The organism is Streptomyces sp. TAA486, assembly GCF_000426165.1.
Window position 1 is genome coordinate 536218 of sequence record NZ_AUEV01000002.1, and the last position, 25657, is coordinate 561874.

Below are 25657 nucleotides of genomic sequence, written 5' to 3' on the forward strand. Positions count from 1 at the left end.
CGATGCTATGTCCAGGTGGGATGGGCAGGGAGCGGACGTCAGCGGGCATCGTGAGTTCACGGCGCACCAGCCACCCCCCACCACATCCGCGAGGAGCCGTCGCATGCTCACTTCGCATGCCCTGCCCGCATCCGGCGCCAGGGAGCGGGCGAACGAGATTGCCGGACTGCTGCTGAGCCACCAGCGAAAACCGGACCGCAACCGACACCAACAACCCGGAGACTGCCGGGAGTTACCCTGCGCCGACTGCCGGGCCACCCAGGCCCGCGTGATCGAGGCGTTCGTGCTCGCCGGCCGACCCGTACGCCTCGTACTGCCCGCCTTCCCCGGCAAGTCACCGAACCGCGCCAAGGTACTGGGGACCCTCCCCGACATGGCCGAGGAGCGGGCCCTGGAATACCTCGACTCCCTCGCCGCCTCGATCCGGGAGATCCATCCGCCCGGCGCGGAGATCGTGATCTGCTCCGACGGCCGTGTCTTCAGCGATGCCGTCGGCATACCGGACGACGACATCACGGCCTACCACCGGGAATTGCGGACGATGATCGCCGCGCTTCCCCACGGCGGGGTCTCGCTCTTCACGCTCGACCAGGTACCCGAACTCGCGGGGCTCCCGCACGACACGATGCGCACGGTGCTCACCGAACGCCACGCCGTTCCCCTGGACCAACTGCGCTACGGCGTACGGCACGGCGAGGAGCTGCCGCTCTACAGAGCCATCACCCGCTTCCTCTTCGAGGACGGCAACACGCCCGAATACAAGGGAAGCAGGGCCGCACTGCAGAGGGACGCACGGGCGCGTGCCTACGTCGTCATCCAGCGCAGCAAGGCCTGGGGCGAGTTCCTCGCTCAGCGTTTCCCCGGTTCCGTCCGGCTCTCCATCCATCCCCAGCCCTGTTCCGCGCTCAAGCTGGGCATCCGGCTGGGCGAGTCGACCGGTACGTGGCTCACGCCGTGGCACGGAGTCGCCGTCGACCTCGGCGGACGGCTGGTGCTGATGAAGCGGTCGGAGGCCGAAGCGCTCGACTGCGACCTCGTCGAACGGGGTGGCCGGCCAAGCCACTTCGCCCTGCGGGGGCCGGCCCGCTCCGCGCACGAGGACCTCCTCCGGCACCCGGCGGCACGTACGGGCGCCGCCATCGCACCGAGCGCGTCCACCGCATCCACCGCACCCACAGCATCGAAGGAGTGGTGACCTTGACCATCAGCACCCCTGCCCGTCCTCCCCTCGCCCGCTTCGGAGCCGTCATCGAGGCCGCGTCGCCGGGCGGGCGGCTGGACGCGCTCCCCGTGGAGGAACTGCGCGAACTGGTCCGCAGCCACCACCTTCTGCTGCTGCGCGGCTTCACACCCTTCGCGGACGGCGAGGAACTGGCCGCGTACTGCGCGCGCTGGGGCGAGATCAGCATGTGGCCGTTCGGCGCGGTGCTCGAACTGGTGGAGCACGAGAACCCCGAGGACCACATCTTCGACCACCGGCACGTGCCGCTGCACTGGGACGGCATGTACCGCCCCCAGGTGCCCGAGTTCCAGCTCTTCCACTGCGCCGACGCACCGGGTCACGACCAGGGCGGCGGGACGGTCTTCTCCCAGACCTCGGCCGTGCTCCGGGACGCGGACCCGGGCGCACGCGCGTTGTGGGAACAGGCCACCGGGATCTACCGCCGCAAGATGGAGTTCTACGAGAGCACAGCCGTCTCACCCGTGGTCGGCGAACACCCCGTCACCGGGGAGCCGGTGATCCGCTACAACGAACCGGTCGCTCCCGACGACGAGTTCATCAACCACCCGGTCCTGGAGTTCACCGGCGTGCCCGCCGGGCGGCTCGAGGAATTCCACCGCGGCCTGAGCAAGGCCCTGCGCGCCCCCGGATACGCGTACACGCACCAGTGGCGCACGGGAGACCTCGTCGTCGCCGACAACTACACGATGCTCCACGGCCGGGAGGCGTTCACCAGCCGCGCCCCGCGCCATCTGCGCCGCGTACACGTGCTCGGTGACCCGCCGCTGGAGAATCCGGCGCTGCTGGCGGGCGGTCAGCCACCCGCCGGCTGACAACGGCTCACGGACGCGACGACGGCCCCTCCCCGCAGGGTCCCCCACGCCGGCGTTGCGTCCGTGCCCGTTGTGCTGGAAGCTCTCCGCGCGTGCCGCCGGCACCGGAGTGCGCGGACGAAGCAGGGGCAGCCCGCCGGCAGCACCCGGCGGAGGTGGACGCTGCGCGTCAGCAGGCGGCCCTGAGAATGCCGGGAGGTAGCCCGCGTCCTGCTCGCGCGGCTGCGGACCGCACACGCCGAACGGCCCCGAGTCCACCGCTGAACGGCCTTGGAAAGAACCGTGAACTCGATCGCGGGTTCGTGCGGAGTAGGGAGTGACCGGGCTCTGTTCTCGCCCGGCCAGGCGACGAACGGAGCCCGATGTGACAGCGCCCTCCCGAGTGGAGCGCCGGCCGGACCCTTCGGAGGACTCGGTTCTGGTGCAGGCGTCACAGACCGATCCGCAGAGGTTCGCCGAACTGTACGACCGGCATGCGCCGGACATTCACCGGTACGCCGCACGGCGCCTGGGCCACTCCGCGGCGGACGACGTGGTGGCGGAGACCTTCCTCGTCGCGTTCCGCCGCCGGGACCGCTTCGACCCGTCGCGGGGCTCCGCACGCCCGTGGCTGTACGGGATAGCGAGCAACTTGATTGCCGGACACCGTCGTTCGGAGGTCATGCAGTACCGCGTGCTGGCGAAGACCGCGGTCGATCCCGTGGTGGAGGGACATGACGACCGCGCCGACAGCCGGGTGGCCGCAGCCGCGGTGACCCGTCAGCTCGGTGCGGCGCTGGCCCGTCTGTCCAAGGGCGACCGGGACGTGCTGCTGCTGGTCGCGTGGGAGTCGCTGACCTACGGCGAGGTTGCGCAGGCGCTCGCGATTCCCGTCGGGACAGTGCGCTCCCGACTGAACCGGGCTCGCAAGAAGGTCCGGAAGGCGCTCGGTGGGGCCGACCCCACTGCGGCACGCGAGGAGTTCACACGTGGATGAAATGACAGAACTTCGGCGCATGCGGGCTGAGGTCTCCCACCCCGACCCGGAACGGCTGACCACCGGCCGGGAGCGGCTTCAGGCCGCGATCAACGAAGAGACGCCGGCACTCCGGACCGCCTCGGACCGACCACGGACAGGGGGAATCATGAACGACATCAAGATCACGGGCGACAGTGGGCGCGGCTCCGGCAATCTCCTTCGCCGCCGGCCGGTGCTGAGCGTCGCGGTGGCGGCCACCGCGGCCGTCGCGGTCACCGCCACGGTCGTCGTCGCCGACAACCTCGGTGACCGGCAAGGGCGTTCGGGACCGTCCGTCTCGGAAACGTCCACCACGCGGAAGGTCAGCGCGAAGAAGGTGCTCAACGACGCCGCGGACCGTGTGCGTGAGGAGGAGAAGGACGCGAAGACCGACGTCCCACGCGACGACCAGTTCATCTACATCAAGAACATCGTCAAGGAGACCAACCGCAAGACCGGCAGGACCGATGTCAGGGAGGCCGAGAACTGGGAGTCGGTGGACCGCACCCAACGCGGGTGGGTGAACGAGATCGGCGGCGACGGCACGTGGGACGAGCCACTGGGAAAGAACGAGTCCACGTTCCCGCCTCCGGGCTGGGAGGCGCAGAAGAAGATTCCCAAGGACCCCGTCGAACTGATCCGTTACCTGGCGAAGGGGCTCGGCGGGTCGGGCAAGCCCGGTTCGCTGAAGGAGGTCAAGAAGCGTGACTGGTACATGGTCCAGTTCTCCCTGAAGGGGCTGGCCACTCGGCCGATCTCGCCCAAGGGCCTGCGGCCCGCGGCTTTCGAGGCCCTGGCCAAGGTCCCCGGGATGAAGGCGAAGGCGGGCGTGAAGGACAGCAAGGGACGACCGACGGTCGGGATCGCGTACGACCACAAGTTCACCAGGGACCAGATGCTCCTCTTCGACGAGGACCGTCACGCGTACCTCGAAGACAGGGCGATCCGCACCACGTTGGATGGCAAGAAGAGCTACGACCAGTTCATCCGCCTTGCCGAGAGCGCCGTCGTCGACAAGGTCAAGCAACGGCCGTGACACCGAAGGCGACCCGGTGGCCGCTACGGGGGTGCGGCCACCGGGCACGTGAGGGGCCGCTTCTCGGTGAGATGCGGACTCCCGCATGTCTCAGAAGCGTCAACTGCGGGGCCACACCGGTCAGTCGGGGCAGACCAGGCCGGGGGACGACGTAACGGCGACGCCCGGACCCTCGGGGAGGTCAGGTGCCGCGTTCCCCCTCGGCGCTTCTCGCGGCCCCGCTCTTCCCGGCGCCCTCCCTACCGGTCGTCTGCCTTTCCCGAAGTACGTCCGCCGTGCGCCGGCACCAGTCCCGGTGCCCCTCTTCGAAGGCCAGGCCGCGCATGCAGGTCAGATACGGGCCGATCCGTCCGCCGCGGCGCAGGAACTCCTCCTCGTCCGCATCGTCGCGCATCCGCCGCAGCAGCTCGCCGAAGAGCCCGATCCTGGCTTCGGCCGCGGACGCACGCTCTTCGAGCTGTTCGATGACGGGCCCCGCCCCGACGCGGTCGACGGCCTGGACCTTCACGAGCAGGTCGTCACGGATGAACGACGGCTTCGACGCGGCGGCGACGAACCCCTCCAGCTCTGCCAGTCCGGCGTCGGAGACCCGGAAGAGGCGCTTGTTGGGCCGGGTCTCCTGGACCACCTGCCTTCCGGTGACCAGCCCCTCCTTCTCCAGCTTGGCCAGCTCGGCGTAGAGCTGCTGGGGCAGGGCGTGCCAGAAGTTCGCGACGCCGACGTCGAACGCCTTGGCCAACTGGTATCCGCTGTACTCGCCGTCCAGCAGTGCCGCCAGCACCGCGTGTCTCAGTGCCATCGATGCGCCCCCTTCCCACTCGTCGTCCGTCCGTGCATCATACTCAAGAAATTGATTAGTCAGATACTTGAGTATGAGGACTTGGGGAGGAGAGCCATGGAGACCGCCGCACGCTTCCGCGCCGCCGTCGAGACACGCGACCGGGCCGCGCTGGAAGAGCTGTTCACGGAGGACATCCGCTTCTACAGCCCGGTGAAGTTCACGCCCTTCGAGGGCAGGCCCATGGTGCTGGGGCTCTTCGACGTTCTGCTGCGCACCTTCGAGGACTTCCACTACATCGGGGAGTTCGACGGCGCGGCTCAGACCAGTACCGACAGCACTGACGCCCCCGCGTCGGTCCTCGTCTTCCGCGCCACGGTGCAGGGCAAGCAGATCCACGGCATCGACATGCTCCAGTTCGACGAGGCCGGTCGCATCAAGGAGTTCACCGTCATGGTCCGGCCGCAGTCCGCCGTGCAGGCACTGGGCGAGGCGGTGCTCGCGGGACTGGTCGCCGACGGTCTCGTGCCCAAGTCCGGCTGAGAGCGGGCCACTTCGTACCGGCAGAACGGCCCGTACGGACAGCCCCTCCCGCGAGGCCCGACGGACCCGGCACGGCGGCCGGCGTGACAACCCGCGACCGCCCACCCCTCTAGCTGCTCCCGTTGAGGTTCCGGCGCAGCAGCGGCAGCAGACGCTCCCAGTGCCGCTCCAGTGCCACGGGGCTGTACGCGGAGGTGTCGGACATGGTGAAGCCGTGAGGCCCTGGATACACCTCGGAGGTGTAGCGGACACCCGCCGCGTCCAGGGCCTCGTCCAGCCGTGCGATGTCCTCCGGAGGCATCGCGTCGTCGTTCTCGGCGTGGCCGAAGTGGAGTTCGGCGGTCACGGAGCCGACGTCCAGGTGCGGACTGTCTGCCGCGTCGGTGGCGAGCCGGGCCCCGTGGAAGCCCGCGGCCGCAGCGACCGTGCCGGGGTGGGCGGACGCCGTGCGCAGGGCGAGCATCGCGCCCATGCAGTAGCCGGTGACACCCACCCCGCCGGGGCTCACCTGCTCCTGCTGTGAGAGGAAGTCGAGATAGGCGCCCGAGTCGGGGACGGACTTGTCAGGGGTGTGCTCCGCCATGACCGGCCTGACCTTCGCGATGAAGGCGTCACGCGCCTCGGGCTCCCGCATGTCGGGCAGCGGGAACAGCGGTGCCCGGCCGTGCCGGTAGAAGACGTTGGGAGCGAGCACGTAGTAGCCGTGCGAGGCGAGCTTCATCGCGAGCCCCCGTATGACGGGCCGCAGGCCGATCACGTCCATGTAGAGCAGGACGCCGGGATGCTCGCCGCCCTCGGCGGGGAATGCGGCGAACGCGTCCGCCGTACCGTCCGGGGCAGGGATGTCGAGGTCGAGGGACGTGGTTTCCATCGTCTGTGATCCTTCCGCCGCGAACAGGTGCCCGCCCGTCCTATCACCGCCTCCGGCTCCGCGTCCCGTCACCGCCTCCGGCTCCGCGTCCCGTCACCGCCTCCGGCTCAGGCACACACACGCGCCCCATGAGCCGTGAAGCCCCCTCGTCGATGCTTCACGGTCCATGGGGCGCCGGTCGGTGCGAACGGGCGGCGGCCTACCGGGAGGTGGGCAGGCGCTCCGCCTTCTCCTCCTCGCCGTGTGCGACGGCGGACTTCTGGAGACTGCGCAGCCTGACCCACCCGCCTGCCAGCAGAACGGCCCAGACCGCACCCACGTAGAGGGAGACGCGGGCCTCCGGGTCGTAGGCGATGAGGCCGGTGACCATGAGCAGGAACAGCAGCGCGACCGTGCTGGCGACGGCGCCCCCCGGAGCGGGGAACGAGGACTCGCGCAACTGGCCCGCCTTCAGCGCCCGGCGGTAGCGGATGTGGCTGCAGAGGATCATCATCCAGGTCCAGATGCCCGCGGCCGTCGCCACCGAGGTGACGTAACCGAAAGCCTTCTCCGGCACCAGGTAGTTGAGGACGACCCCGATCCCCATCAGCGCGACGGAGGCCGTGATGCCGACGGCGGGGGACTTGCGGGAGTTGAGCCGCGCGAAGATCTTCGGCGCCTGGCTGTTCGCCGCCAGGTCGCGCAGCATGCGGCCGGTGGAGTACATGCCGGAGTTGCAGGACGACAGCGCGGCCGTCAGTACGACGAAGTTGACGATGCCGGCAGCGAGGGGAATGCCCATCTCGGAGAAGGCGCGGACGAACGGGCTCTCCCCCTCCGAGTACTGCGTCCACTTCACGACCGACAGGATGATCAGCAGCGCGCCCACGTAGAAGAAGATGATCCGCCAGGGCAGCGTGTTGATGGCCTTGGGGAGGGTCTTCTCCGGGTTCTCCGACTCACCCGCGGTGACGCCGACGAGTTCGACGGCGAGGTAGGCGAACATGACGCCCTGCAGCGTCATCAAGCTGGAGCCGATGCCGTTGGGGAAGAACCCGTCGTGCGCGTACAGGTTGGCCGCCGACGCGGTGTCGCCCACCTCGGAGAAGCCCAGGGTCAGCACTCCGAGACCGATCACGATCATGCCGATGATGGCGGTGACCTTGATCATCGAGAACCAGAACTCGATCTCCCCGAAAATCTTGACGGAGATGAGGTTCACCCCGAAGAGAACCACCAGGAACACCAGTGCGCTGACCCATTGCGGAATCACCGGGAACCAGAAATGGATGTAGATGGCGGCGGCCGTCAGTTCGGCCATGCCCGTGACGACCCAGAGGAGCCAGTACGTCCAGCCCGTGGCGAATCCGAAGAACGGGCCGAGGAATTCGCGGGCGTATTCCGCGAAACTACCGGACACCGGCCGGTAGAGAAGGAGTTCACCGAGTGCCCGCATGATGAGGAAGACGACCACACCCGCGAGCGCGTACATGAGAATGATGCTGGGGCCGGCCTTCGCGATATTCGCTCCGGCTCCCATGAAAAGGCCGACACCGATGGCGCCGCCGATTGCGATCATTTGAACCTGACGCGAACCGAGACCACGCTCGTATCCCTCTTCGGAACCGCTGATCGCGGCCCCTCCGACGTCTTCAGGCTGCCTGGTTTCCACCGAGACCATTACGTCCGTGCCTTTCTCCACGTCCGGCCGCGCATTCGAATCGGGCCGGATCCGGCTCTCCCGGGAATGAATGGAGGTGCTGGCCGGCAATCTGCCAGCTCTGGTCTCCTGCACAGCAGGAGGGACGCCGTGCAGGAGATCGTGAAGATTTATCACGGCTTTGGGGCCGCCTTCCGCGGCGAAGTGTGGCAGGCGTCACAGGGAGAACCGCCCATAGTCGGCGTGCCGCCCCAATTGGCCGCCTCCTGACACTGGATCGTTACCTCGATTTGAGGATCGATTAAGGAATCTCCCGTTGACTTGAGCTGGAATTGAGGAAGCGATTGAGTTCGACGTGAGGGTCCGTCAGATGTACTCGTCAGAAATTTGAGGATCGCTTGAGGAAGTCGCTCCTGGGGCGGTGCTCGCAGCGGCGGTGGAAGAAAGGGTCGACGCGCAGCCGCCACCCGGCATACGGGGTCGGGCCCGGCAGATCGAGCGGGCCGACTGCGCCGGGGGTACGGGGAATCGCGGCACAGGGGCGGCGTGAAAGCCGTGTGGGCACCGGGATCCGGGCCCGGCCGGGGCGTCATCCGTCGTACGGTCCAGGCCTGTCGCCGCCCGGCTGACCAGCGGGCTCGCTGTGCGAGACTACGCCGCATGGCGCGTGTGTCTTCGGATCCCGGGTGGCTGGGGAGCGCCCCTGATCTGACTGCTCCGTCCACGCTTCCCGCGCACACCCGTATCGAGCGGTGGCTGATGGGCGTCATCGAGCGGCGCGATCTCGTACCGGGCGACAAACTGCCCGTCGAGGAGCGGTTCGCCGCGAGCCTCGGGGTAAGCCGGATGACGCTCCGGCAGGCGCTCGCGAGTCTTGAGAAGGCTGGGACCGTCGTAAGGAAGAGGGGACGCGGCGTCGGCGGGACCTTCGTCTCCGAGGCGAGGATCGAGTGCGACCTGACGGGGCTGGCGGGGTTCACCGAGCAGATGCAGCGGGCCGACGTCCGGGCGGGCGCCCGGCTCGTCAGCGCGGCGACGGTAGCCGCCGACCGGGCAGCCTCCGGCGCGCTGTCACTCCGGCCCGGCGCCGCGGTGCACGAAGTCGTGCGGGTGCGGACGGCCAATCGCCGGCCGCTTGCGCTGGAGCGTGCCTACTTCCCCGCGGAGGTGTTCCCCGACCTGCTGGAGCAGGGCCTGACCGGGTCGATCTACCGCCTGATCTCGCGCCGCTACGGGCAGACGCCCCAGGTGGCGTCCGAGAGCCTGGAGCCGGTGCTCCCCACCGAGGAGGAGGCCCGGCTGCTGCGCGTGGAGGCCACCACGCCGCTGATGCTGATCGAGCGCACGGCGTACAGCGGTAGCGGGCTGGCACTGGAGTACGCGCGGGATCTGTTCAGGTCCGACCGGGTACGCATCTCGTTCCGCACGGGAATCGGCCAGGGCGACGGGGCGAAAGGGACCGGCTCCAGCGGCTAGTGCGCGTCGCTCTTGCCGGGCGGCCGCCCAAGCGCGATTTTCGGTTGTCGGCGAGGTCCACCCTGCGGCACAGTGCTGCGGATGAGCGTGCGCCCCCCACGGTACGGGAACGTCGTCAACGTGTTGAGCCAGTGGTGAGCAGCGACCTGGTGGTCGTCGGCGCCGGCATCGTCGGTGCCTCGGTGGCCTATCACGCCGCCCGGGCCGGTGCCGTCGTGACCCTCGTCGATGCCGGGCGGCCGGGCGCCGGCGTGACGGCGGACTCGTTCGCCTGGATCGGAGGGCCCGGCGTACGCACCGGTCCGGCCGCCGCGCTGCGGGCTACCGCGACGGACGAGTACCGCCGGCTCGAGGCCGAGCTGCCGGGTCTCCCGGTGACCCGGTCCGGCTCTCTTTCCTGGGGCACGGCGGACACCGCGCCGGAGCCGGGGCCCGGGCAGGAGATCGTGGACGCGGCCACTGTGGCGACGCTCGAGCCCACCCTGCGGCAGCCCCCGGAGTGGGCTGTCTGGGCGCCCGGTGACGCCGCCGTCGACCCGGTGGGCGTGACCGAGCGGCTGGTCGCGGGTGCCCGCGACTGCGGCGCCCGGGTCCGTCCGGACACCCCGGTCACCGCGGTCCGCCGGGACGCCGCGGGCCGGGTTGCCGGGGTCGAGACGGCAGCAGGTCCCCTCTCCGCTGAGACTGTGGTGCTCGCGGCCGGGGTGGCCACGGCCGCGCTGGGCGCGTCGCTCGGCATACGCGTCCCGGTCGACCCGTCGCCGGCGACGCTCTTCCGGTTCCGCGCTCCGGCCGGTCTGGTCCGCACCGTGGTCAACAACCGGGACTTCGATCTCCGGCAGGTCGCCGGGGATCAGCTGGTCGCCGCCGCAGACTCGCCCCAACGGACTCTCGCCGCCGTCCGGTCCACCTTCCGCGGCGCCGCGGATGTCGAGCTGCTCAGCACCCGGATCGGTGCGCGCCCCATGCCGGCCGACGGCGAGCCGATCGTCGGCCCGGCCGTCGAGGTGCCCGGCCTCTATGTGGCGGTGCTGCACGCTGCGGTCACGCTCGGCCCGGCCGTGGGCCGCCTGGTCGCGCGGGAACTGGTCGACGGGGCCGTGGAGCCGGTGCTGGCGGGCTGCCGTCTCGACCGCTTCTAGGCGTCGGATTCCGCTGCCGGGGACCGCTGCCTCGAACGCCGGGCGGGCCGAACTCCGCGAGCGGTCACGGAAGTCGAGGCCTCCCCTCCCCCACTGCCAGCCGGCCGCCGTTCGCCCGCGACCAGCGGGTTTCCCTTCCCCGACCGAGCTTCACGACCCCGGACGGCCTCCGCACATTCACGAGCCGAGGCGGATTGCGTCTAGACCTTTTATGAGTCCGGGCCTGGTGGTAGCGTCCGCCGTCTATCGGTCCGCGCCCACCTCTCGGCAGGGCGCCGCAGCCAGCATCGCCATCCCGATCCCCAACGGCCCGCCTTCCGCGATCTACACCCCGGGATTTTCATGGCACTGCCCGATCGGAGCCGAGTGGTCGTCATCGGTGGCGGCGTCGTCGGCTGCAGCATCGCTTACCACCTCGCGGGGCGCGGGTGGAGCGACGTCCTGCTGATCGAACGCAAGAGCCTCACCCACGGCAGCACATGGCATGCCGCCGGACTCGTGGGCCAGTTGAGAGGGTCCAGCAACCTCACACGGCTGATGCGCAAGAGCGTGGAGACGTACCGGACCTTGGAGGAGTCCACGGGTTGCGCCACCGGATGGCGGGGCGTCGGCTCCGTACGCGTCGCAGCCGGCGCGGACCGGTGGGAGGAGCTGAAGCGGCTGGCGACCACCGGCAAGAGCTTCGGCTTCGACGTCCACCTGGCCTCGCCCTCGGAGGCGAAGGAACTGTTCCCGCTGCTGGAGACCGACGGCCTGTACGGGGCGACGTGGGTGCCCGGCGACGGCTACGTCGACCCGAGCCAGCTGACCCAGGCCTTCGCCACGGGAGCCCGCGCCGCGGGCGTGCGCATCGTTCAGAACTGCCGCGTGGAGGCCGTCGAACGCCGGGGCCGCAGGGTGACCGCTGTGGTCACCGAACAGGGCCGCGTCGAGTGCGACGTCGCCGTGAACGCGACCGGGATGTGGGGCACGGAGACCGCGCGGCTCGCGGGGGTGGACGTGGCCGCGGGAATGGTGGAGCACCAGTACGTGGTGACCGAGAAGACGCCCGACGTGCCACCGGATCTGCCGACCTTCCGCGATCCCGACGCCCGCATCTATCTCAAGCCGGAGACCGGAGCCCTGCTCGTCGGAGGCTGGGAGGACGGAACCCGCGTGCCGTGGCGCACCGTCCCGCGGGACCTGGGGCCCGAGCTGTTCACACCGGACATGGACCGCTTCGCGCCGCTCGCAGAGGGCGCCACCACGAGAGTGCCGGTGTTCGGCGACCTGGGGATCCAGACGTGGGTCAACGGGCCGATCCCCTTCTCGCCCGACGCGGAACCCTTGATGGGCCTTACCGAGGACCTGGACAACCTCTACCACTGCTGCGGGTTCTCAGCGGGCGTCGCCGCGGCCGGCGGTGCCGGTGACGCGATGGCGAACTGGATCGTCGACGGTGATCCGGGCATGGATCTGTGGCCCTTCGACGTCCGCCGCTTCGGGGCGGCGCACAACGTGCCCGCCTATCTGGAGCAGCGCGTGGTGGGCGCGTACGAGCACTACTACCGACTGCACTACCCCAACAGCGAGTTGGCGGCCCCGCGCGGTCAGCGGCGAAGCCCCCTGCACGACGTGCTGCTCTCGCGCGGCGCGGTCGTCGGCACCAAGTACGGCTGGGAGCGGGCGAATTGGTTCGCGCCGCCCGGTGTGGACCCGGTCGAGGAGCCGACGTTCGGGCGCAGCAACGCCTGGCCGTACATCGGAGAGGAGCACCGCGCGGTGCGCGAGGGCGTGGGGGTGGTCGACCGGACGTCGCTCGCCAAGTACGAGATCTCGGGGCCGGGCACACTCGCCCTGATGCAGAGGACCGCCGGCGCGGACCTGGACGTCGCGCCGGGACGTGTCGTGCACACCCAACTGCTCAACGTGCGGGGCGGCATCGAGGCGGACGTGACGGTCACCCGCCTCACGGAGGAGCTGTTCCGCCTCGTCACGGGGAGCGCTTCCGGACGCCACGATGTGACGTTCCTGCTCCAGAACGCGCCCGACGACGGTTCGGTGACGGTGCGGGACGTCACCTCCGCCTGGGGCTTGCTCGACGTGTGCGGGCCGCGGGCCGGCGATGTCGTGCGGCAGCTGAGCCACTGCGACTTCGGCGACGACGCATTCGGGTTCATGACCGCGCGGGAGGCCGATCTGGGGTACGCGCCGGTGCGGGCGCTGCGGGTGACGTGCGTCGGCGAACCGGGCTGGCAATTCCACATCCCCACCGAGTACATGCGGGGCGTCTACGACCAACTCCTCGCCGCCGGTGCGGGGTCCGGGATCCGGGACGTCGGCTGCAGGGCGGTCGACTCGCTGCGTCTGGAGAAGCAGATCCCGCTCTGGCCGGCGGACATCGGCCCCGACCACAGTCCGTACGAGGCGGGGCTCGGCTCCGAGGTCCGTCCCGACAAGCCCGGGCTGCTGGCCGGTCCGGCGCTGCGCACACTGCGGGACGAGCGCCCGGCGAAGAGGCTGTGCTGGTTCTCCACCGACGCGGACGTGGTGATGCACGGCGGCGAACTGGTGACGCAGGCCCACACGGATCTGGCCGCCGGTGTGAGGAGTGCGGGCTACGGCTGGACCGTGGGCAGAACCCTCTTCAGCGCCTATTTGCCCGAGGAATCAGCTCAGGACTCGGCCTTCCAAGTAGAGGTCGCGGGGCGCAGGTTCGACGCGACGCGCCACGACGCACCTCTCCACGACCCCGACGGGAAGAACTTCCGTACCTGAGAATCCGATCAGCACGAGGACATGAGGAGCGACCGCGAATGGACAAGCAGGACGCCGGCATCGTGGAAGACCTCTCCCGGACCGGGCAGGAGCCGCTCAAAGGTCTACTGGAGCGGATTCCCTCCCTCGCGGGCCGGTCATGTGAGGTCTCGGAGCTCTCCGGCGGGCTGACGAACCGCAACTACCGGGTCGTTGCGGGCGGAACCGACTGCGTCGTACGGGTCTTCGGCAACGAACCCGAGTTGCCGATCGACCGTGACCACGAGCACCGCAATTCGACTGCCGCGGCGTCCGCCGGCGTCGGTGCACCCGTCCTCGACTACATCCCGGACCACGGAATGCTGGTCGTCGGCTACATCGACGGCGTGACCATGTCCGACGAACTGATCAAGAAGCCCGGCAATCTCCCCCGCGTGGCTGACTCCTGCCGCCGCCTGCACCAAGGGCCGCGGTTCGTGGGCGAGTTCGACATGGCCGACGTGCAGGACCGGTACCTGGCGACGGTGCGGGAGCGCGGCTTCCGGCTGCCGGATCGCTATCTGGAGAACATGGAGGCCGTCCACCGGGTGCGTGACCTCCTCGCCGCGACCCCGGTCGAGACGGTGCCGTGCAACAACGACCTGCTCGCCGAGAACTTCATCGACGACGGCGAACAGATCTGGATCATCGACTACGAATACGCGGGCAACAACGACCCCTGCTTCGAGCTGGGCAACATCTGGAGCGAATGCCACCTGTCCGTCGAGGAGTTGGAGGAGCTGATCACCGCGTACTTCGGCCGCCCCAGCCCGGACAAGGTCGCGCGCGCCCAGCTCCAGGGACTGATGTCGAAGTACGGCTGGACGCTGTGGGCGTCGATCCAGCAGGCGACGAGCAGCATCGACTTCGACTTCTGGACATGGGGGATGGAGAAGTACGACACGGCCGTCGGAATCCTCTCCAGCGGCTCCCGCTTCGAGCGTCTGCTGGAAGACGCCCGGCTCGCCGACTGACCACCGAAGCCGGGCCCCACCCCCTGGAAGACCACGGGACCTCCGCCCGGCCCACGGCCACCTCCGAAAGGTCTGCCATGCGCAAGAGCGACGCAAAAACAGACAGCCGATCAGACACGGTGGACTCCGACGACCTCGCGACGCTCGGCTACCGCCAGCGACTGCACCGCGGGCTCGGCGGCTTCTCCTCCTTCGCCGCGGGATTCAGCTACATCTCGATTCTCACCGGCATGTTCCAGCTCTTCGGCCTGGGTTACGGGTTCGGCGGACCGCTGATCTTCTGGGCCTGGCTTCTGGTGTTCGCAGGGCAGTTCTGTGTGGCCCTCGTCTTCGCCGAACTCAGCGCGCGCTTCCCGATCGCGGGCTCCGTCTACCAGTGGTCGAAGAGGATCTCCGGCCGGAGCGGCGCCTGGATGGCGGGGTGGACCATGCTCGTCGGCTCACTCGTCAGCGTCGCCGCGGTGACCATGGCGATGCAGGTCGTGCTGCCTCAACTGTGGTCGGGCTTCGACGTGTTCGAGAACGACACGCACAACGCCGTCTTCCTCGGCACCGTCTGCATCGCACTGACCACGCTGATCAACGCGCTGGGCGTGAAGGTCATGACCAAGGTCAACAACATCGGCGTGGCCGCGGAGTTGCTCGGCGTCGCGGTGGTCCTGGTGCTGCTGGCGGCGCACGCCGTGCGGGGCCCGCAGGTCGTCGCCACGACGCAGGGCGCCGGGCCGGGCACCCCCGGCTGGGAGATCCTGGGCTACGGTGCTCCGCTGCTGATGGCCGCCATCATGCCCGCCTGGGTCATGTTCGGCTTCGACACGGCGGGTTCACTCGCGGAGGAGACCCGCAACCCCCGCAAGCGCACACCCGTGGCCCTGCTCCAGGCGCTCGGTGCCGCGGGGATCGCCGGCGCGCTGCTGCTGCTGTTCGCGCTCATGGCGACCCGCACGCTCGATGTCGAGAAGCTCGGCACGGCCGGTCTGCCGTACATTCTCCAGACCGTGCTGGGCTCCACGATGGGCAAGATCATTCTGCTGGACGTCGCGATCGCCGTGTTCATCTGCACCCTCGCCATCCAGACGGCCACGATCCGGATCGCGTTCTCCATGGCGCGCGACAACAAGCTGCCCTTCGGGGAGAAGCTCGCCCACGTCACTGACACCAGGCAGTCCCCCGCGGCCCCGGCGATCGTCTCCGGCCTGGTGGCAGCGGCGATCCTGATCGTCAACGTCGGCAACCCCAACATCTTCACGATCGTCACCTCCGTCGCCATCGCGATCGTCTACGCCGCCTATCTGCTGGTGACCGTGCCGGTTCTCAGGCGCAGGCTCGGCGGCTGGCCGCACGACCGCGGCACGGGCCTGTTCACGATGGGACGCGGGGCCGGACTGGTCGTGAACGGTCTGGCCGTGGCGTACGGCCTGTTCATGACCGTCAATCTGCTGTGGCCACGCCAGGACGTGTACGGCGAGGGCGGCTACGCCTGGGGCGGGGTCGTCAGCTTCGCGGGGGTCGCGGTGCTCGGCGGCGCGTACTACCTGCTCGTGCAGCGGCACAAGTCCGACCAGGTCGCCAGCGAACATCTCCTTGTGGCGGACGACGCCGGCTCCGGCGGAAACAGTGGAACCGGTGATCTGGAGACCCAGCATGCGGACGGATGACCGCCCCTCCACTCCCGCGGAACCCGGCGTCCGCCACGGCGACCACGGCAACCTCGACGAGGGGACCTTGCAATGAGCCCGGCAATGCCCGACCGCGCACGCGTGGTCATCGTCGGCGGCGGCGTCATCGGCACCAGCGTGGCCTACCACCTCACCGAGCTGGGCTGGACCGACGTCGTCCTGATCGAACAGGGGCAGCTCTCCTCCGGCACGACGTGGCACGCGGCCGGCCTGGTCGGCCAGTTGCGCGCCTCGCAGAGCGGCACCCGCCTCGTCCAGTACTCCACGCAGCTGTACGAGCGGCTGGAGGCGGAGACCGGTCTGGCCACCGGATACAAGCGCTGCGGCGGAGTCACCGTGGCCCGCACCGAGGACCGCATGACGCAGCTCAGGCGGACGGCCGCCACCGCCGAGGCCTACGACCTCGACTGCGAACTGATCGGTCCCGCCCGCGCCAAGGAGCTGTATCCCGTCCTGGAGACCGAGGACCTGCTCGGGGCGATCTGGCTGCCGGGCGACGGCACCGCCAACCCCACCGACCTCACCGCCTCCCTGGCCAAGGGTGCCCGCCTGCGCGGCGCACAGGTCCTCGAGCGGACCAGGGTCACGGGGATCTCCACTCGGGGCGGCACCGTCACCGGAGTGACCACGGACAAGGGCGACATCGAGGCGGAGTTCGTGGTCAACTGCGCCGGCCAGTGGGCCAAGGCGGTGGGCGAGCTGGCCGGTGTGACCGTTCCGCTGCACTCGGCCGAACACTTCTACGTCGTCACCGACCAGATCGACGGTGTGCACCCCGGTCTGCCGATCCTGCGCGACCCGGACGGCTACACCTACTTCAAGGAGGAGGTGGGCGGGCTCGTCGTCGGCGGCTTCGAACCGGAGGCCAAGCCATGGGTGGCGCCCGACGAACTGCCGTACCCCTTCGAGTTCCAGCTCCTGGAGGAGGACTGGGACCACTTCTCCGTACTGATGGAGAGCGCCCTGCTGCGCATCCCCGCGCTGAACGAGACGGGCATCAAGAAGTTCTACAACGGTCCTGAGAGCTTCACCCCCGACAACCAGTTCATCCTCGGCGAGGCGCCCGAGCTGCGGAACTTCTACGTGGGGGCGGGCTTCAACTCCGTCGGCATCGCCTCCGCGGGCGGCGCCGGACGCGCCCTTGCCGAATGGATCGTCGAGGGCTCCCCCACCGGTGACGTCGCCGGGGTCGACATCCGCCGGTTCGGGCGCTTCAACGGCAACAACCAGTGGCTGCGCGCCCGCGTCGGCGAGATCCTCGGCCTGCACTACGAAGTGCCGTGGCCCAACCGCGAAGTCGGCACTGCCCGTCCCTTCCGCCGCTCGCCGGTCCACCACCTCCTTCAGGACGCGGGCGCCGTGTTCGGCTCGAAGATGGGCTGGGAGCGCGCCAACGTCTTCGCTCCTCCCGGCACCGAACCGGTCCTGGAGTACTCGTGGGGCAAGCAGAACTGGCAGCCGTGGGCGGACGCCGAGCACCGGGCCGCCCGGGAGCGCGTCGCCCTGTTCGACCAGACGTCGTTCGGTAAGCTGCTCATCAAGGGCCGTGACGCGGAAGCCCTGTTGCAGTGGCTGTGCACGGCGGACGTCGCCGTGCCCCCGGGCAACACCGTCTACACGGGGGTTCTCAACGACCGGGGCGGATACGAGGCGGACGTGACCGTCACCCGCCTCGCCCATGACGAGTTCCTGTGGGTCACCAGCTCCGGCGCGGTGCTGCGGGACCTCGACTACGTGCGCAAGCAGACCGGCGAGGACGCCCATGTCACGGCTGTCGACGTCACATCGGCGTACGCCGTCTTCGGGGTGATGGGACCCCACGCCCGCGCCCTGCTGCAGGGGCTCTCCCGCAGCGACCTCTCGCACGAGGCGTTCCCCTTCGCCACCAGCAGGGAGATCGACCTCGGCCACTACACGGTGCGCGCCACCCGCATCACCTACGTCGGTGAACTCGGCTGGGAGTTGTACGTGCCCGTCGAGTTCGCCGTCGGCGTCTACGAGCTCCTGACCTCCGCCGGCAAGCAGTTCGGTCTCTCCGAGGCGGGGTACTACGCGATCAATTCACTGCGGCTGGAGAAGGGTTACCGGGCCATCGGCAGCGACCTGACCGCGGACTACAACCCGCTCGAGGCGGGACTGCTCTTCGCCTGCAAGCTCAAGAAGGACATCCCGTTCCGGGGACGCGAGGCCCTGGAGAAGGCCAGGGCCGCCGGCGCGCGGCGGAAGCTGGTGTCGTTCGTGCTCGACGACGCCGAACCGATGATGTGGGGAGGCGAGTTGGTGAGGCGCGACGGCGTCGCGGTCGGCCAGGTCACCTCCGCCGCGTGGGGCGCCACCCTGGGTGCGTGCGTCGGCCTGGCGTACATCTGGAGCCGCGGCGGCGAGCCCGTCACCAGGGACCATCTGACGTCCGGCACGTACGAGATCGACATCGGCGGCCGGCTGCACGGTGCGGCCGTGCATCTGCGCGCGCCGTTCGACCCCGGCTTCAGCCGCGTCAAGCAGTGAGGGGCGCCGCGCGGACCGGGCCCGACTCCAGCGGGCTGCCCCTCGTCACTGGTCCCTGCGTCCCTGCGAGGTGAAGTTCATCAGCCACGACACCGTACGGCTGATGTCGCTGGAGGTGAGGATGCCGACGACTCTTCCCTCCTCCACCACCAGGACGCGGTTGTGCGCACCGGGCTCGATGCGTGGCACGAGGTCGGCCAGCGAGTCCTGCGGTGCCACGACGGAGACGTCCGCGAGCGGCACCATCACCTCGTCGACCTTCACCTCCTCGGCGCGGTCCCACGGGACCTTCCTGGCGGCGTCCAGCGTCAGCAGTCCGGCAGGGGTCCCGTCCTCGTGGACGACGGGGAACGCGGAGTGTCTGTACCGGTAGGAGGGGCCGGAGAGGAAGTCGGCCACGGAGAGGCCGGACGGCGCGGTGACCGGACCGGACGTCATGGCATCCCGTACCGGCACCCCGGACAGCACGCCCCGCAGTTGCGCCTGCCGACCCTCGGCGGTCGCGGCCGCGATGAGGAACCAGCCGACGACCGACAGCCACAGCCCGCCGAACGAGCCGCTGCCCAGGAAGAGGACAACCCCCAGCAGCACGAGCAGCCAGCCGAAGACGCGGCCCGCCGCGGTGGCCCCGGCGGTCGCCTTCAGCCGGTCCCCCGTACGCCACCACAGGAAGGCGCGCAGCAGCCGTCCGCCATCGAGGGGAGCGGCGGGAACGGCGTTGAAGACGGCGAGCAGCACGTTGATGGCTCCGAGCCAGGCCACCGACTCCACGACGAGCCCGGGAACGGAGCCCAGGCTGAGCAGCCAGGCCAGCAGGACGAAGAGTCCGCCCAGCAGCAGGCTGACGAGCGGGCCGATCCCGGCGATCCGGAGCTCCGCGGCGGGGTTGGACGCCTCCGACTTCAGCCGGGCCGCGCCTCCGAGCAGCCACAGGACGATGTCGTCGACCCCGACCCCGTTGCGGCGGGCCACGACGGCGTGGGCGAGTTCGTGGGCGAGCAGCGATGCGAAGAAGACAATCGCCGCGAGGAAGCCGGCGACCCAGATCGCGGCCACGGGACTGTCCGGATACGCCACCGCGAAGCGGCCCTGGGCCAGGCCGAAGGCGATGACTCCGAAGATGAGCAGCACGCTCCAGTGGACACCGATCCGGACACCGGCGATCCGTCCCAGTACGAAGGTCGCCCGCACGTCGTTCTCCCCTGATCGAAGCGTCTCCGAACAGTCAGTCGTCCCACGGATCCGGGCGCCTGAACCGCCGATGGGCCGTCGGTGTGCCGGGCCGGGCCGCAGTCCGTCCCGGGAGGTCTCCTGCCCGGGCGCCTCCCGGCACCTCGCTGTCCGGGCCGGCTCGCCCGTGGGCATCCGCACCACAGCCGCGGCCTCCGGGATGTGGCGGTGCTCCATCGTCAGCGTGCCCGGGCGGCGCCCACGATGGTGCCGGCCGGGACAGGTGCGGGCGGCGATGCAGCCGACGGCGAGGTCCCCGTACGGTCACTTCCGGAGACCGCCGGGCGCCGGGACCGGCCCGGCTGACGGCCTCCGCCGCCCAGGACGAGGGAGAACGCATGGCAGCGATCACTTACGAGGAACTCCAAGTCCCCGTATCAGGGGGGCACCTGACCGTGCTGCGCTGGCCCGCGACCGTACGGCCGCAAGGGGACGGACCCGCGCCCACGGTCCTCGCCCTGCACGGGATCACCTCGAACGCCATGTCGTGGGCGGGGGTCGCACACCACCTCGGCGGCCGCGTCACCCTGGTCGCCCCGGACCTGCGCGGTCGCGCCGGGAGCAACGACCTGCCCGGTCCGTACGGGATCGCGGTGCACGCCGACGACGCGGTGGCGCTCTCCCGTGCGCTCGGCCTTCGAGACGTCGTCCTTGCGGGTCACTCGATGGGCGCGTTCGTCGCGGCGGTCGCCGCCGTGAGGCACCCCGAGCACTTCCGGTCGCTGCTCCTCGTCGACGGCGGAATCGGCTTCCCCGTGCCGGAGGGCCTGACGTCGGACGAACTGGTCACCGCGGTGATCGGCCCCGCGATGGACCGGCTGAAGACGACGTTCCCCGACCGCGACGCGTATCGCGCCTTCTGGCGAGGCCATCCCGCGTTCGCCTCCTCCTGGGAGCCGTGGACAGAGGCACACATCCAGCGCGACCTGGTGGGCACGGAGCCCCAGTTGCGCTCCTCGTGCCGCATGGACGCGGTGCGCACGGACGGCGCGGACGCGCTGGGCGAGGAGACCACGGCCGCCGTGCACCGTCTCGCCGTACCCACCGAACTGCTCTGGGCCGAGCGCGGCCTCCTGGACGAACCGCAGGGCCTCTACGACGACGAGCGGCTGAAGGCTGCCCGAATCGCCGACACGATGGTCCGCGCCCGCATGATTCCCGGCACCAACCACTACACCCTGCTGCTGGGCGACGACGGCGCCAGTACGGTCGCCGGGAGCCTTCTCGCGGCGACGGGAGCGGAAGGCCCGGACGGCTCGTAGGCAGAGCGGGTCACATCAGGTCACACGCAGAACAGGCGAGATCCATCGCGTCATGCGTGACAATTCGGTGCATACAGGACCCGTGAACCGGAGGTTGCGCCATGTCCGAGCGGACCGGACCGTTCTGGGACGGCGTCGCGGGGCGCGCTCCGATGCCTCGCGCCGCGGCCACGCTGGGCCTCGAGTTCGTGGACGCAGATCCCGAAGAGGGCACCATCGAGTTGGCGTTCCACGCGACGGAGGCGTTCACCAACCCCGTGGGCAACGTCCTGGGCGCGTTCCTCTCGGCGATGCTCTATGACACCGTGGGCCCCGCCCTTCTCGCCACCGTCCGGCCCGACCAGTTCCAGTCCACGCTGGAGCTCAAGGTGAACTTCGTGCGTCCGGTCCGGCCCGGCCGGCTCATCGGGAAGGGCCGTGTGCTGCGGCGGGAGGGGGACCTGGCGTTCCTCGAGGCCTCTCTCCTCGACGGCGAAGGCCTGACGGTGGCGACCGCGACCGCCACGGCCCGCGTCATCAGCCTCGAGGACGCGGCGACGGCCGTGTGAGGACTCCGCGGCGGTGTGCCGGCGCCGCGCATCGGGCGCGCAGACGGCGGGGGCGTACAGGAGTCAGGGCAGTGAGTTCCCCGCACCGTTCACGCCGGGCAGTCCGGGCGCACGGGCGATCTCCTGCTCGGCGCGTTCGATGATCGCCAGGATGGCCGCTGCCGCATCGGAAGGCCGGCAATCCTGGACGGCCTCCACGAGCGCGCGATGGGACGGAAGCGAGGCCTCGACGGCCCCCGCCTTCTGCGAACTCACGGCGAAGCTGTGCTCCAGCGCGACTTCGAGAGCACGCCCCAGCGAGCCGAGCAGCCTGTTGCCGCTGGCGTCCAGCAGCGCCCGGTGGAAGGCCATGTCGGCCTCGACGAAGTCGCCGAGCCCGGGGTGCGCGGCGGCGGACTCCATCGCCTCCAGCGCGTCGAACATGGCCTGTATGTGGCCGGGGCCGGCACGTCCCGCCGCGAGCCGGGCGGCCTCGGGTTCGACGGCGCGGCGCAGTTCACCGGTGTCGCGCAGCAACTGCCAGGGCTCACACGTCTGTTGCCACTGCAGCAGGTCGCGGTCCAGATGATGCCAGTGGCTGCGCGGAAGTACGTGGGTGCCGGTGCGCGGCCGGGTCCGCAGCATCCCCTTCGCGGCGAGGACCTTCACCGCCTCGCGCAGCGCGCCACGGCTGACACCGAGGTCGGCGGCGAGAGTGTCCTCGACGGGCAGTGGCCGGTCCGGGGCGAGCAGGCCCTTCACGATGCGACGTCCGAGCTCGTCGACGACTCGCTGGTGCTTGGTCCGGTACTGCTCCACGATCTTTGTCCACCCCCTGGACTCCCCCATCGAATCATTCGATGATTGCCGCCACATTACGCGCCGCCCCCCCCTGACCGGCCGAAGAGAGTTCTTCATGACGCACACCGACGACCGAAGCGGCACGGGCAGCCCTGCCGACACCGACTTCTCGCTGAGCACCCGCAACCTGCCACCGCCCGAGGTACGGGAGCTGCCGCCTCCGCCCAGCAAGACCTGGCGGATCATCGGGCCCGGCATCGTCGGCGCGGGAGTGGGCCTGGCCTCCGGCGAGTTCATTCTCTGGCCGTACATCGCCTCGCAGGCCGGTCTCGTCTTCCTGTGGGGCGCGGTCGTCGGCGTCGTCACCCAGTTCTTCCTGAACATGGAGATCGAGCGCTACACGCTCGCCACGGGCGAGACCGCCATGACCGGCTTCAACCGGTACTGGCGGCACTGGGGCGCGGTGATGGCGCTGCTGACGTACGCGGCGAACCTCTGGCCCGGCTGGGTCACCAGCTCCGCCACGATGGCCTCCTACGTGTTCGGGGGCAATCCCGCGTACATCGCGATCGCCCTCCTGCTGTGCATCGGCGCGATTCTCACGCTCGCCCCCGTCGTCTACACGGCGCTGGAGGGCCTGCTGTTCGTGAAGGTCGCGGTGATCGGCGGGTTCTTCACGCTTGCAGTGATCTTCGCCGTGAAGGCGTCCAGCTGGGCGGATCTGCCGCAGGGCGTGACCCACACCGGCCAGTTCCCGAGCGACCTCGGCGTCGCCGTGCTGATGGGTGCTCTCGCCTACGCCGGTGCCGGCGGCGGCCAGAACCTGTGCCAGAGCAACTGGATACGTGACAAGGGCTTCGGCATGGGCCACTACGTGCCGCGGCTGGTCAGCCCACTGACGGCCAAGAAGGACGAGGACGCCGCAGCCACCACCGGGTACGTCTTCGTGACCAACGAGGAGAACATGGCCCGGTGGAAGCGCTGGTGGCGCTTCGCGAACACCGAGCAGGCCTTGACCTTCGTCCTGGTCACCATCGTGACGATCGTGCTTTCGTCGCTGCTCGCCCACTCCACGCTCTTCGGCACCGAAGGCCTGGCCAACGACATCAGCTTCCTGGAAAAGGAAGGCGAGGCCCTCAAGTCACAGGTGGGCGAGTGGTTCGGCATCCTGTTCTGGCTGATCGGCTCGTTCGCGCTGTTCACCGCGGCGACGGGCATCGTCGACTACACGAGCAGGCTCGCCTCGGACGTGCTCAAGTCGACGTACATGCGCAGGTCCCGGCTCTCCGAGAGCCGGCTGTACTTCTTCCTGGTGTGGGCGATCGTCCTCGTCGGCATCTTCGTCCTGCTGACGGTGACCGACCAGCCGCTGGTGCTGCTGGTGATCTCCGCCTGCGTGGCCGGAATGATGATGTTCGTCTACGCCGGCCTGCTGCTCTACATGAACCGCAAGGCGATGCCCGCACCGCTCAAGGTCCGCGGCATCCGGATCGCCGCCCTGATCTGGGCGATCGTGCTCTTCGGCGTGCTGACCATCCTGACGGTACGGCAGCAGATCATGGACATCTTCGGCTGAGTGGCCGGCCTCGGGCGGCCGGCTGCGGAGCCGGCCGCCCGGGGCCGCGGCGCGTACCGGGGGCGTCCGCGCGCGAACGCGCACGCGTCAGGGGCGCGCGCCTGTCTCCTCCCTCCCGGCACGGCCCTCGCGACGGCCGTCAGAGCCCCGCAACGCGTACAGCGCCGCGCGTCTCCCCGCGGGTCGGGCAACGCATGATCCCAAAGTTCACCGGACCCCCTGAGCCCACCTCACCGGTGCCTTAAGGTGACCCGCATGTCAGACGCCGCCTCGTTCCCCGCCGACGCCGATGTGGCCGGGATCGGGGCGCGGATGCTGCAGCTGCGCGCTCAACGGGGGCTGACACAGACCGAGTTGGCGGGCGACCGGTTCACCCGGGCATATGTGTCGTCGATCGAGGGCGGCAAACGCACCCCGTCGCCGGCCGCGGCGACGTATTTCGCCGTCCGGCTCGGCACGGACCTCGAAGACCTCTGCTTCGGTTATCCCCCCGGTCGGCGCCGCGAGTTGCAGGCCGAGGCCGCCGAGGCGCGCATCGTCCTGTCCGGCGGAGATACGGAACGGGCGTCCGCCGTGTACGAGGCGCTGTCCGCGGAGGCCGAGGAGCACCAGGACCGGACGCTGAGAGCGCTCGCCCGATACGGACTCGGCCTCGTGGCCCGCCACCAAGGCGACCATGCCGCGGGCCGCGTGCTGTTCGAGGAGGCCGACGCGCTGCTGCGCGAGCGGGACCTCTCCCAGAGGCTCCCCGCGCTGATGGGCCGGATGTGGGCCCTGTTCGCCGGCGGATCCATCGACGATGCGCTGACCCTCGTCGAGGAACATCTGCGCGAGGCGGTTCGGACGTCCCAGTCGACGGTGGAGTTCGCGCTGCTCGCGGCGTGCGGCCTGCCGCATGTGGAGCGAGGGGACCTGGGCCGGGCCGGGGCCGTCGCCGACGCCGCGCTGACACGGGCTCCGGACGTGAGCGCGCCCGATGTCCTCGCCCAGGGCTATTACCACATCAACCGGGTCCTGGTGGCGCAGGGCAGGTACGACGAGGCGGAGCAGACGATCGTGCGGGCAACGGCTCTGTACGAACATCTGCGGCTGCGCACGGAAGTGGGGATGTGCCGGTTCGCCCACGGCTTCCTCACCGCCCGCCGTGGGCGGCTCGCCGAGGCGGAGGAGCAGTTACGTGAGGCCCGGGGCATCCTGAGTGAGACCGGCGCCGTTCAGCGCCGGATCAACGCCACCGCCGAACTGGCCGACGTCGTACGTAAGGTGGGGCGGCCCGAAGAGGCTGCCGACCTCGTCGGCGAATGCCGGTCCGTTCTGGCCCCCAGCCGCCAGGACCCGGAGCAGGCTGCCGAACTCGACCGCATCGAGGCACGCATCGCCGTCGACCGGGGTGACGCGGCTGCCGCCGAGACCCTCTTCCGCTCCGCGATCGAGCGTTACCTGCTGGTCGGCGCCACGCTCGAGGCCATCGGGACCTGCCGTCTCCTCGGTGACCAGCTGCTGCGAAGGGGGCGCACCGAAGAAGCCGCAGCGGTCTACCGGCAAGGGCTGGCAGCGCTGGAAGGCGTGTGACGAGGCCCGGGGACCCGCTGCATCAGGGCCCGCCCCGCCGGCCTCTCCTCGTCGAACCGGTCAAATCCCTTGCAGCACAAGGCTCTTGACGCGGTCTTCAGCGGCCAGCACACTTCTCAGCAGCAGGGTAACAGCTTCCATGACTCCTGTTGACAACTTCGGCGCGCCCCCCACCAGCCCGTCTGCTCGAACCCACCACGGAGCAGCGGAGCCCAG

General features: G+C 69.9%; 20 protein-coding genes. 15 read left to right on the plus strand and 5 right to left on the minus strand.

The genetic code is table 11. The features are described 5' to 3' along the window. Positions 1–103: 103 nt before the first annotated feature. The 4 genes from I004_RS0106355 (at position 104) to I004_RS32565 (ending at position 4088) form a co-directional block, all read left to right on the plus strand. A complete protein-coding gene (locus I004_RS0106355) occupies positions 104–1195 on the plus strand; it encodes an isocyanide synthase family protein (protein ID WP_051344754.1) in 1092 nt (363 codons plus the stop codon). A gap of 2 nt (positions 1196–1197) precedes the next feature. Beyond that, positions 1198–2055 carry a TauD/TfdA family dioxygenase gene (locus tag I004_RS0106360; protein WP_199779335.1) on the plus strand — a complete coding sequence of 286 codons (858 nt, stop codon included), beginning with the start codon at positions 1198–1200 and terminating at the stop codon, positions 2053–2055. Positions 2056–2419: 364 nt separating this feature from the next. After that, a complete protein-coding gene (locus I004_RS0106365; protein WP_486579776.1) occupies positions 2420–3031 on the plus strand; it encodes an RNA polymerase sigma factor in 612 nt (203 codons plus the stop codon). A 1-nt stretch (position 3032) separates the two neighbouring features. Beyond that, positions 3033–4088: a CU044_5270 family protein gene (locus I004_RS32565; RefSeq protein WP_051344755.1), complete on the plus strand. Its 1056-nt coding sequence runs from the start codon at positions 3033–3035 to the stop codon at positions 4086–4088. Between the two features lie 181 nt (positions 4089–4269). Here I004_RS32565 and I004_RS32570 read toward each other — a convergent pair whose 3' ends face one another. Beyond that, positions 4270–4887, minus strand: a complete 618-nt coding sequence (locus I004_RS32570; RefSeq protein WP_051344756.1) for a PadR family transcriptional regulator — start codon at positions 4885–4887, stop codon at positions 4270–4272. Between the two features lie 96 nt (positions 4888–4983). Between I004_RS32570 and I004_RS0106380 the strand changes: the two genes are divergently transcribed. After that, entirely contained in the window at positions 4984–5409 is a 426-nt protein-coding gene (locus I004_RS0106380) for a nuclear transport factor 2 family protein (RefSeq protein WP_028434791.1), read from the plus strand. Between the two features lie 109 nt (positions 5410–5518). Here I004_RS0106380 and I004_RS0106385 read toward each other — a convergent pair whose 3' ends face one another. Together I004_RS0106385 and I004_RS0106390 are read right to left on the minus strand one after the other, a co-directional pair. After that, positions 5519–6280 carry a dienelactone hydrolase family protein gene (locus I004_RS0106385; RefSeq protein WP_028434792.1) on the minus strand — a complete coding sequence of 254 codons (762 nt, stop codon included), beginning with the start codon at positions 6278–6280 and terminating at the stop codon, positions 5519–5521. A 199-nt stretch (positions 6281–6479) separates the two neighbouring features. Next, positions 6480–7940, minus strand: a complete 1461-nt coding sequence (locus I004_RS0106390; RefSeq protein WP_037975093.1) for an amino acid permease — start codon at positions 7938–7940, stop codon at positions 6480–6482. Positions 7941–8579: 639 nt separating this feature from the next. Here I004_RS0106390 and I004_RS32575 point away from each other — a divergent pair. From I004_RS32575 to I004_RS0106425, 6 genes are all read left to right on the plus strand, one after another. Beyond that, positions 8580–9395 (plus strand): GntR family transcriptional regulator, encoded by an 816-nt coding sequence (locus I004_RS32575; RefSeq protein ID WP_028434794.1) that lies wholly within the window; start codon positions 8580–8582, stop codon positions 9393–9395. A 134-nt stretch (positions 9396–9529) separates the two neighbouring features. Beyond that, entirely contained in the window at positions 9530–10537 is a 1008-nt protein-coding gene (locus tag I004_RS0106405) for an NAD(P)/FAD-dependent oxidoreductase (RefSeq protein WP_037975316.1), read from the plus strand. Between the two features lie 342 nt (positions 10538–10879). After that, on the plus strand, positions 10880–13294 hold the full coding sequence (locus tag I004_RS0106410; protein ID WP_037975095.1) for a GcvT family protein: 2415 nt from the start codon (positions 10880–10882) through the stop codon (positions 13292–13294). Between the two features lie 38 nt (positions 13295–13332). Next, a complete protein-coding gene (locus I004_RS0106415; protein ID WP_051344759.1) occupies positions 13333–14286 on the plus strand; it encodes a choline kinase family protein in 954 nt (317 codons plus the stop codon). A gap of 119 nt (positions 14287–14405) precedes the next feature. Further along, a complete protein-coding gene (locus I004_RS32580) occupies positions 14406–15944 on the plus strand; it encodes an amino acid permease (RefSeq protein WP_051344760.1) in 1539 nt (512 codons plus the stop codon). A gap of 84 nt (positions 15945–16028) precedes the next feature. Continuing rightward, positions 16029–18473 carry a GcvT family protein gene (locus I004_RS0106425; protein WP_199779336.1) on the plus strand — a complete coding sequence of 815 codons (2445 nt, stop codon included), beginning with the start codon at positions 16029–16031 and terminating at the stop codon, positions 18471–18473. A 45-nt stretch (positions 18474–18518) separates the two neighbouring features. Here I004_RS0106425 and I004_RS0106430 read toward each other — a convergent pair whose 3' ends face one another. Then, positions 18519–19664 (minus strand): site-2 protease family protein, encoded by a 1146-nt coding sequence (locus I004_RS0106430; RefSeq protein WP_028434799.1) that lies wholly within the window; start codon positions 19662–19664, stop codon positions 18519–18521. 377 nt (positions 19665–20041) lie between these two features. Here I004_RS0106430 and I004_RS0106435 point away from each other — a divergent pair, with 377 nt between their 5' ends. Together I004_RS0106435 and I004_RS0106440 are read left to right on the plus strand one after the other, a co-directional pair. Continuing rightward, on the plus strand, positions 20042–20965 hold the full coding sequence (locus I004_RS0106435) for an alpha/beta fold hydrolase (RefSeq protein ID WP_028434800.1): 924 nt from the start codon (positions 20042–20044) through the stop codon (positions 20963–20965). A 101-nt stretch (positions 20966–21066) separates the two neighbouring features. Beyond that, the gene (locus I004_RS0106440) at positions 21067–21513 is read left to right on the plus strand and encodes a PaaI family thioesterase (RefSeq protein ID WP_028434801.1); all 447 of its coding nucleotides are present in this window, start codon (positions 21067–21069) and stop codon (positions 21511–21513) included. Positions 21514–21576: 63 nt separating this feature from the next. Here the strand turns inward: I004_RS0106440 and I004_RS0106445 are convergent, their stop codons facing one another. Continuing rightward, complete coding sequence (locus I004_RS0106445; RefSeq protein WP_037975097.1) at positions 21577–22341, minus strand: FCD domain-containing protein; 765 nt, start codon at positions 22339–22341, stop codon at positions 21577–21579. 67 nt (positions 22342–22408) lie between these two features. Here I004_RS0106445 and I004_RS0106450 point away from each other — a divergent pair, with 67 nt between their 5' ends. Continuing rightward, positions 22409–23869, plus strand: a complete 1461-nt coding sequence (locus I004_RS0106450; RefSeq protein WP_028434803.1) for an Nramp family divalent metal transporter — start codon at positions 22409–22411, stop codon at positions 23867–23869. A 255-nt stretch (positions 23870–24124) separates the two neighbouring features. After that, positions 24125–25441 (plus strand): tetratricopeptide repeat protein, encoded by a 1317-nt coding sequence (locus I004_RS0106455; RefSeq protein WP_028434804.1) that lies wholly within the window; start codon positions 24125–24127, stop codon positions 25439–25441. The last annotated feature ends 216 nt before the right edge of the window (positions 25442–25657 follow it).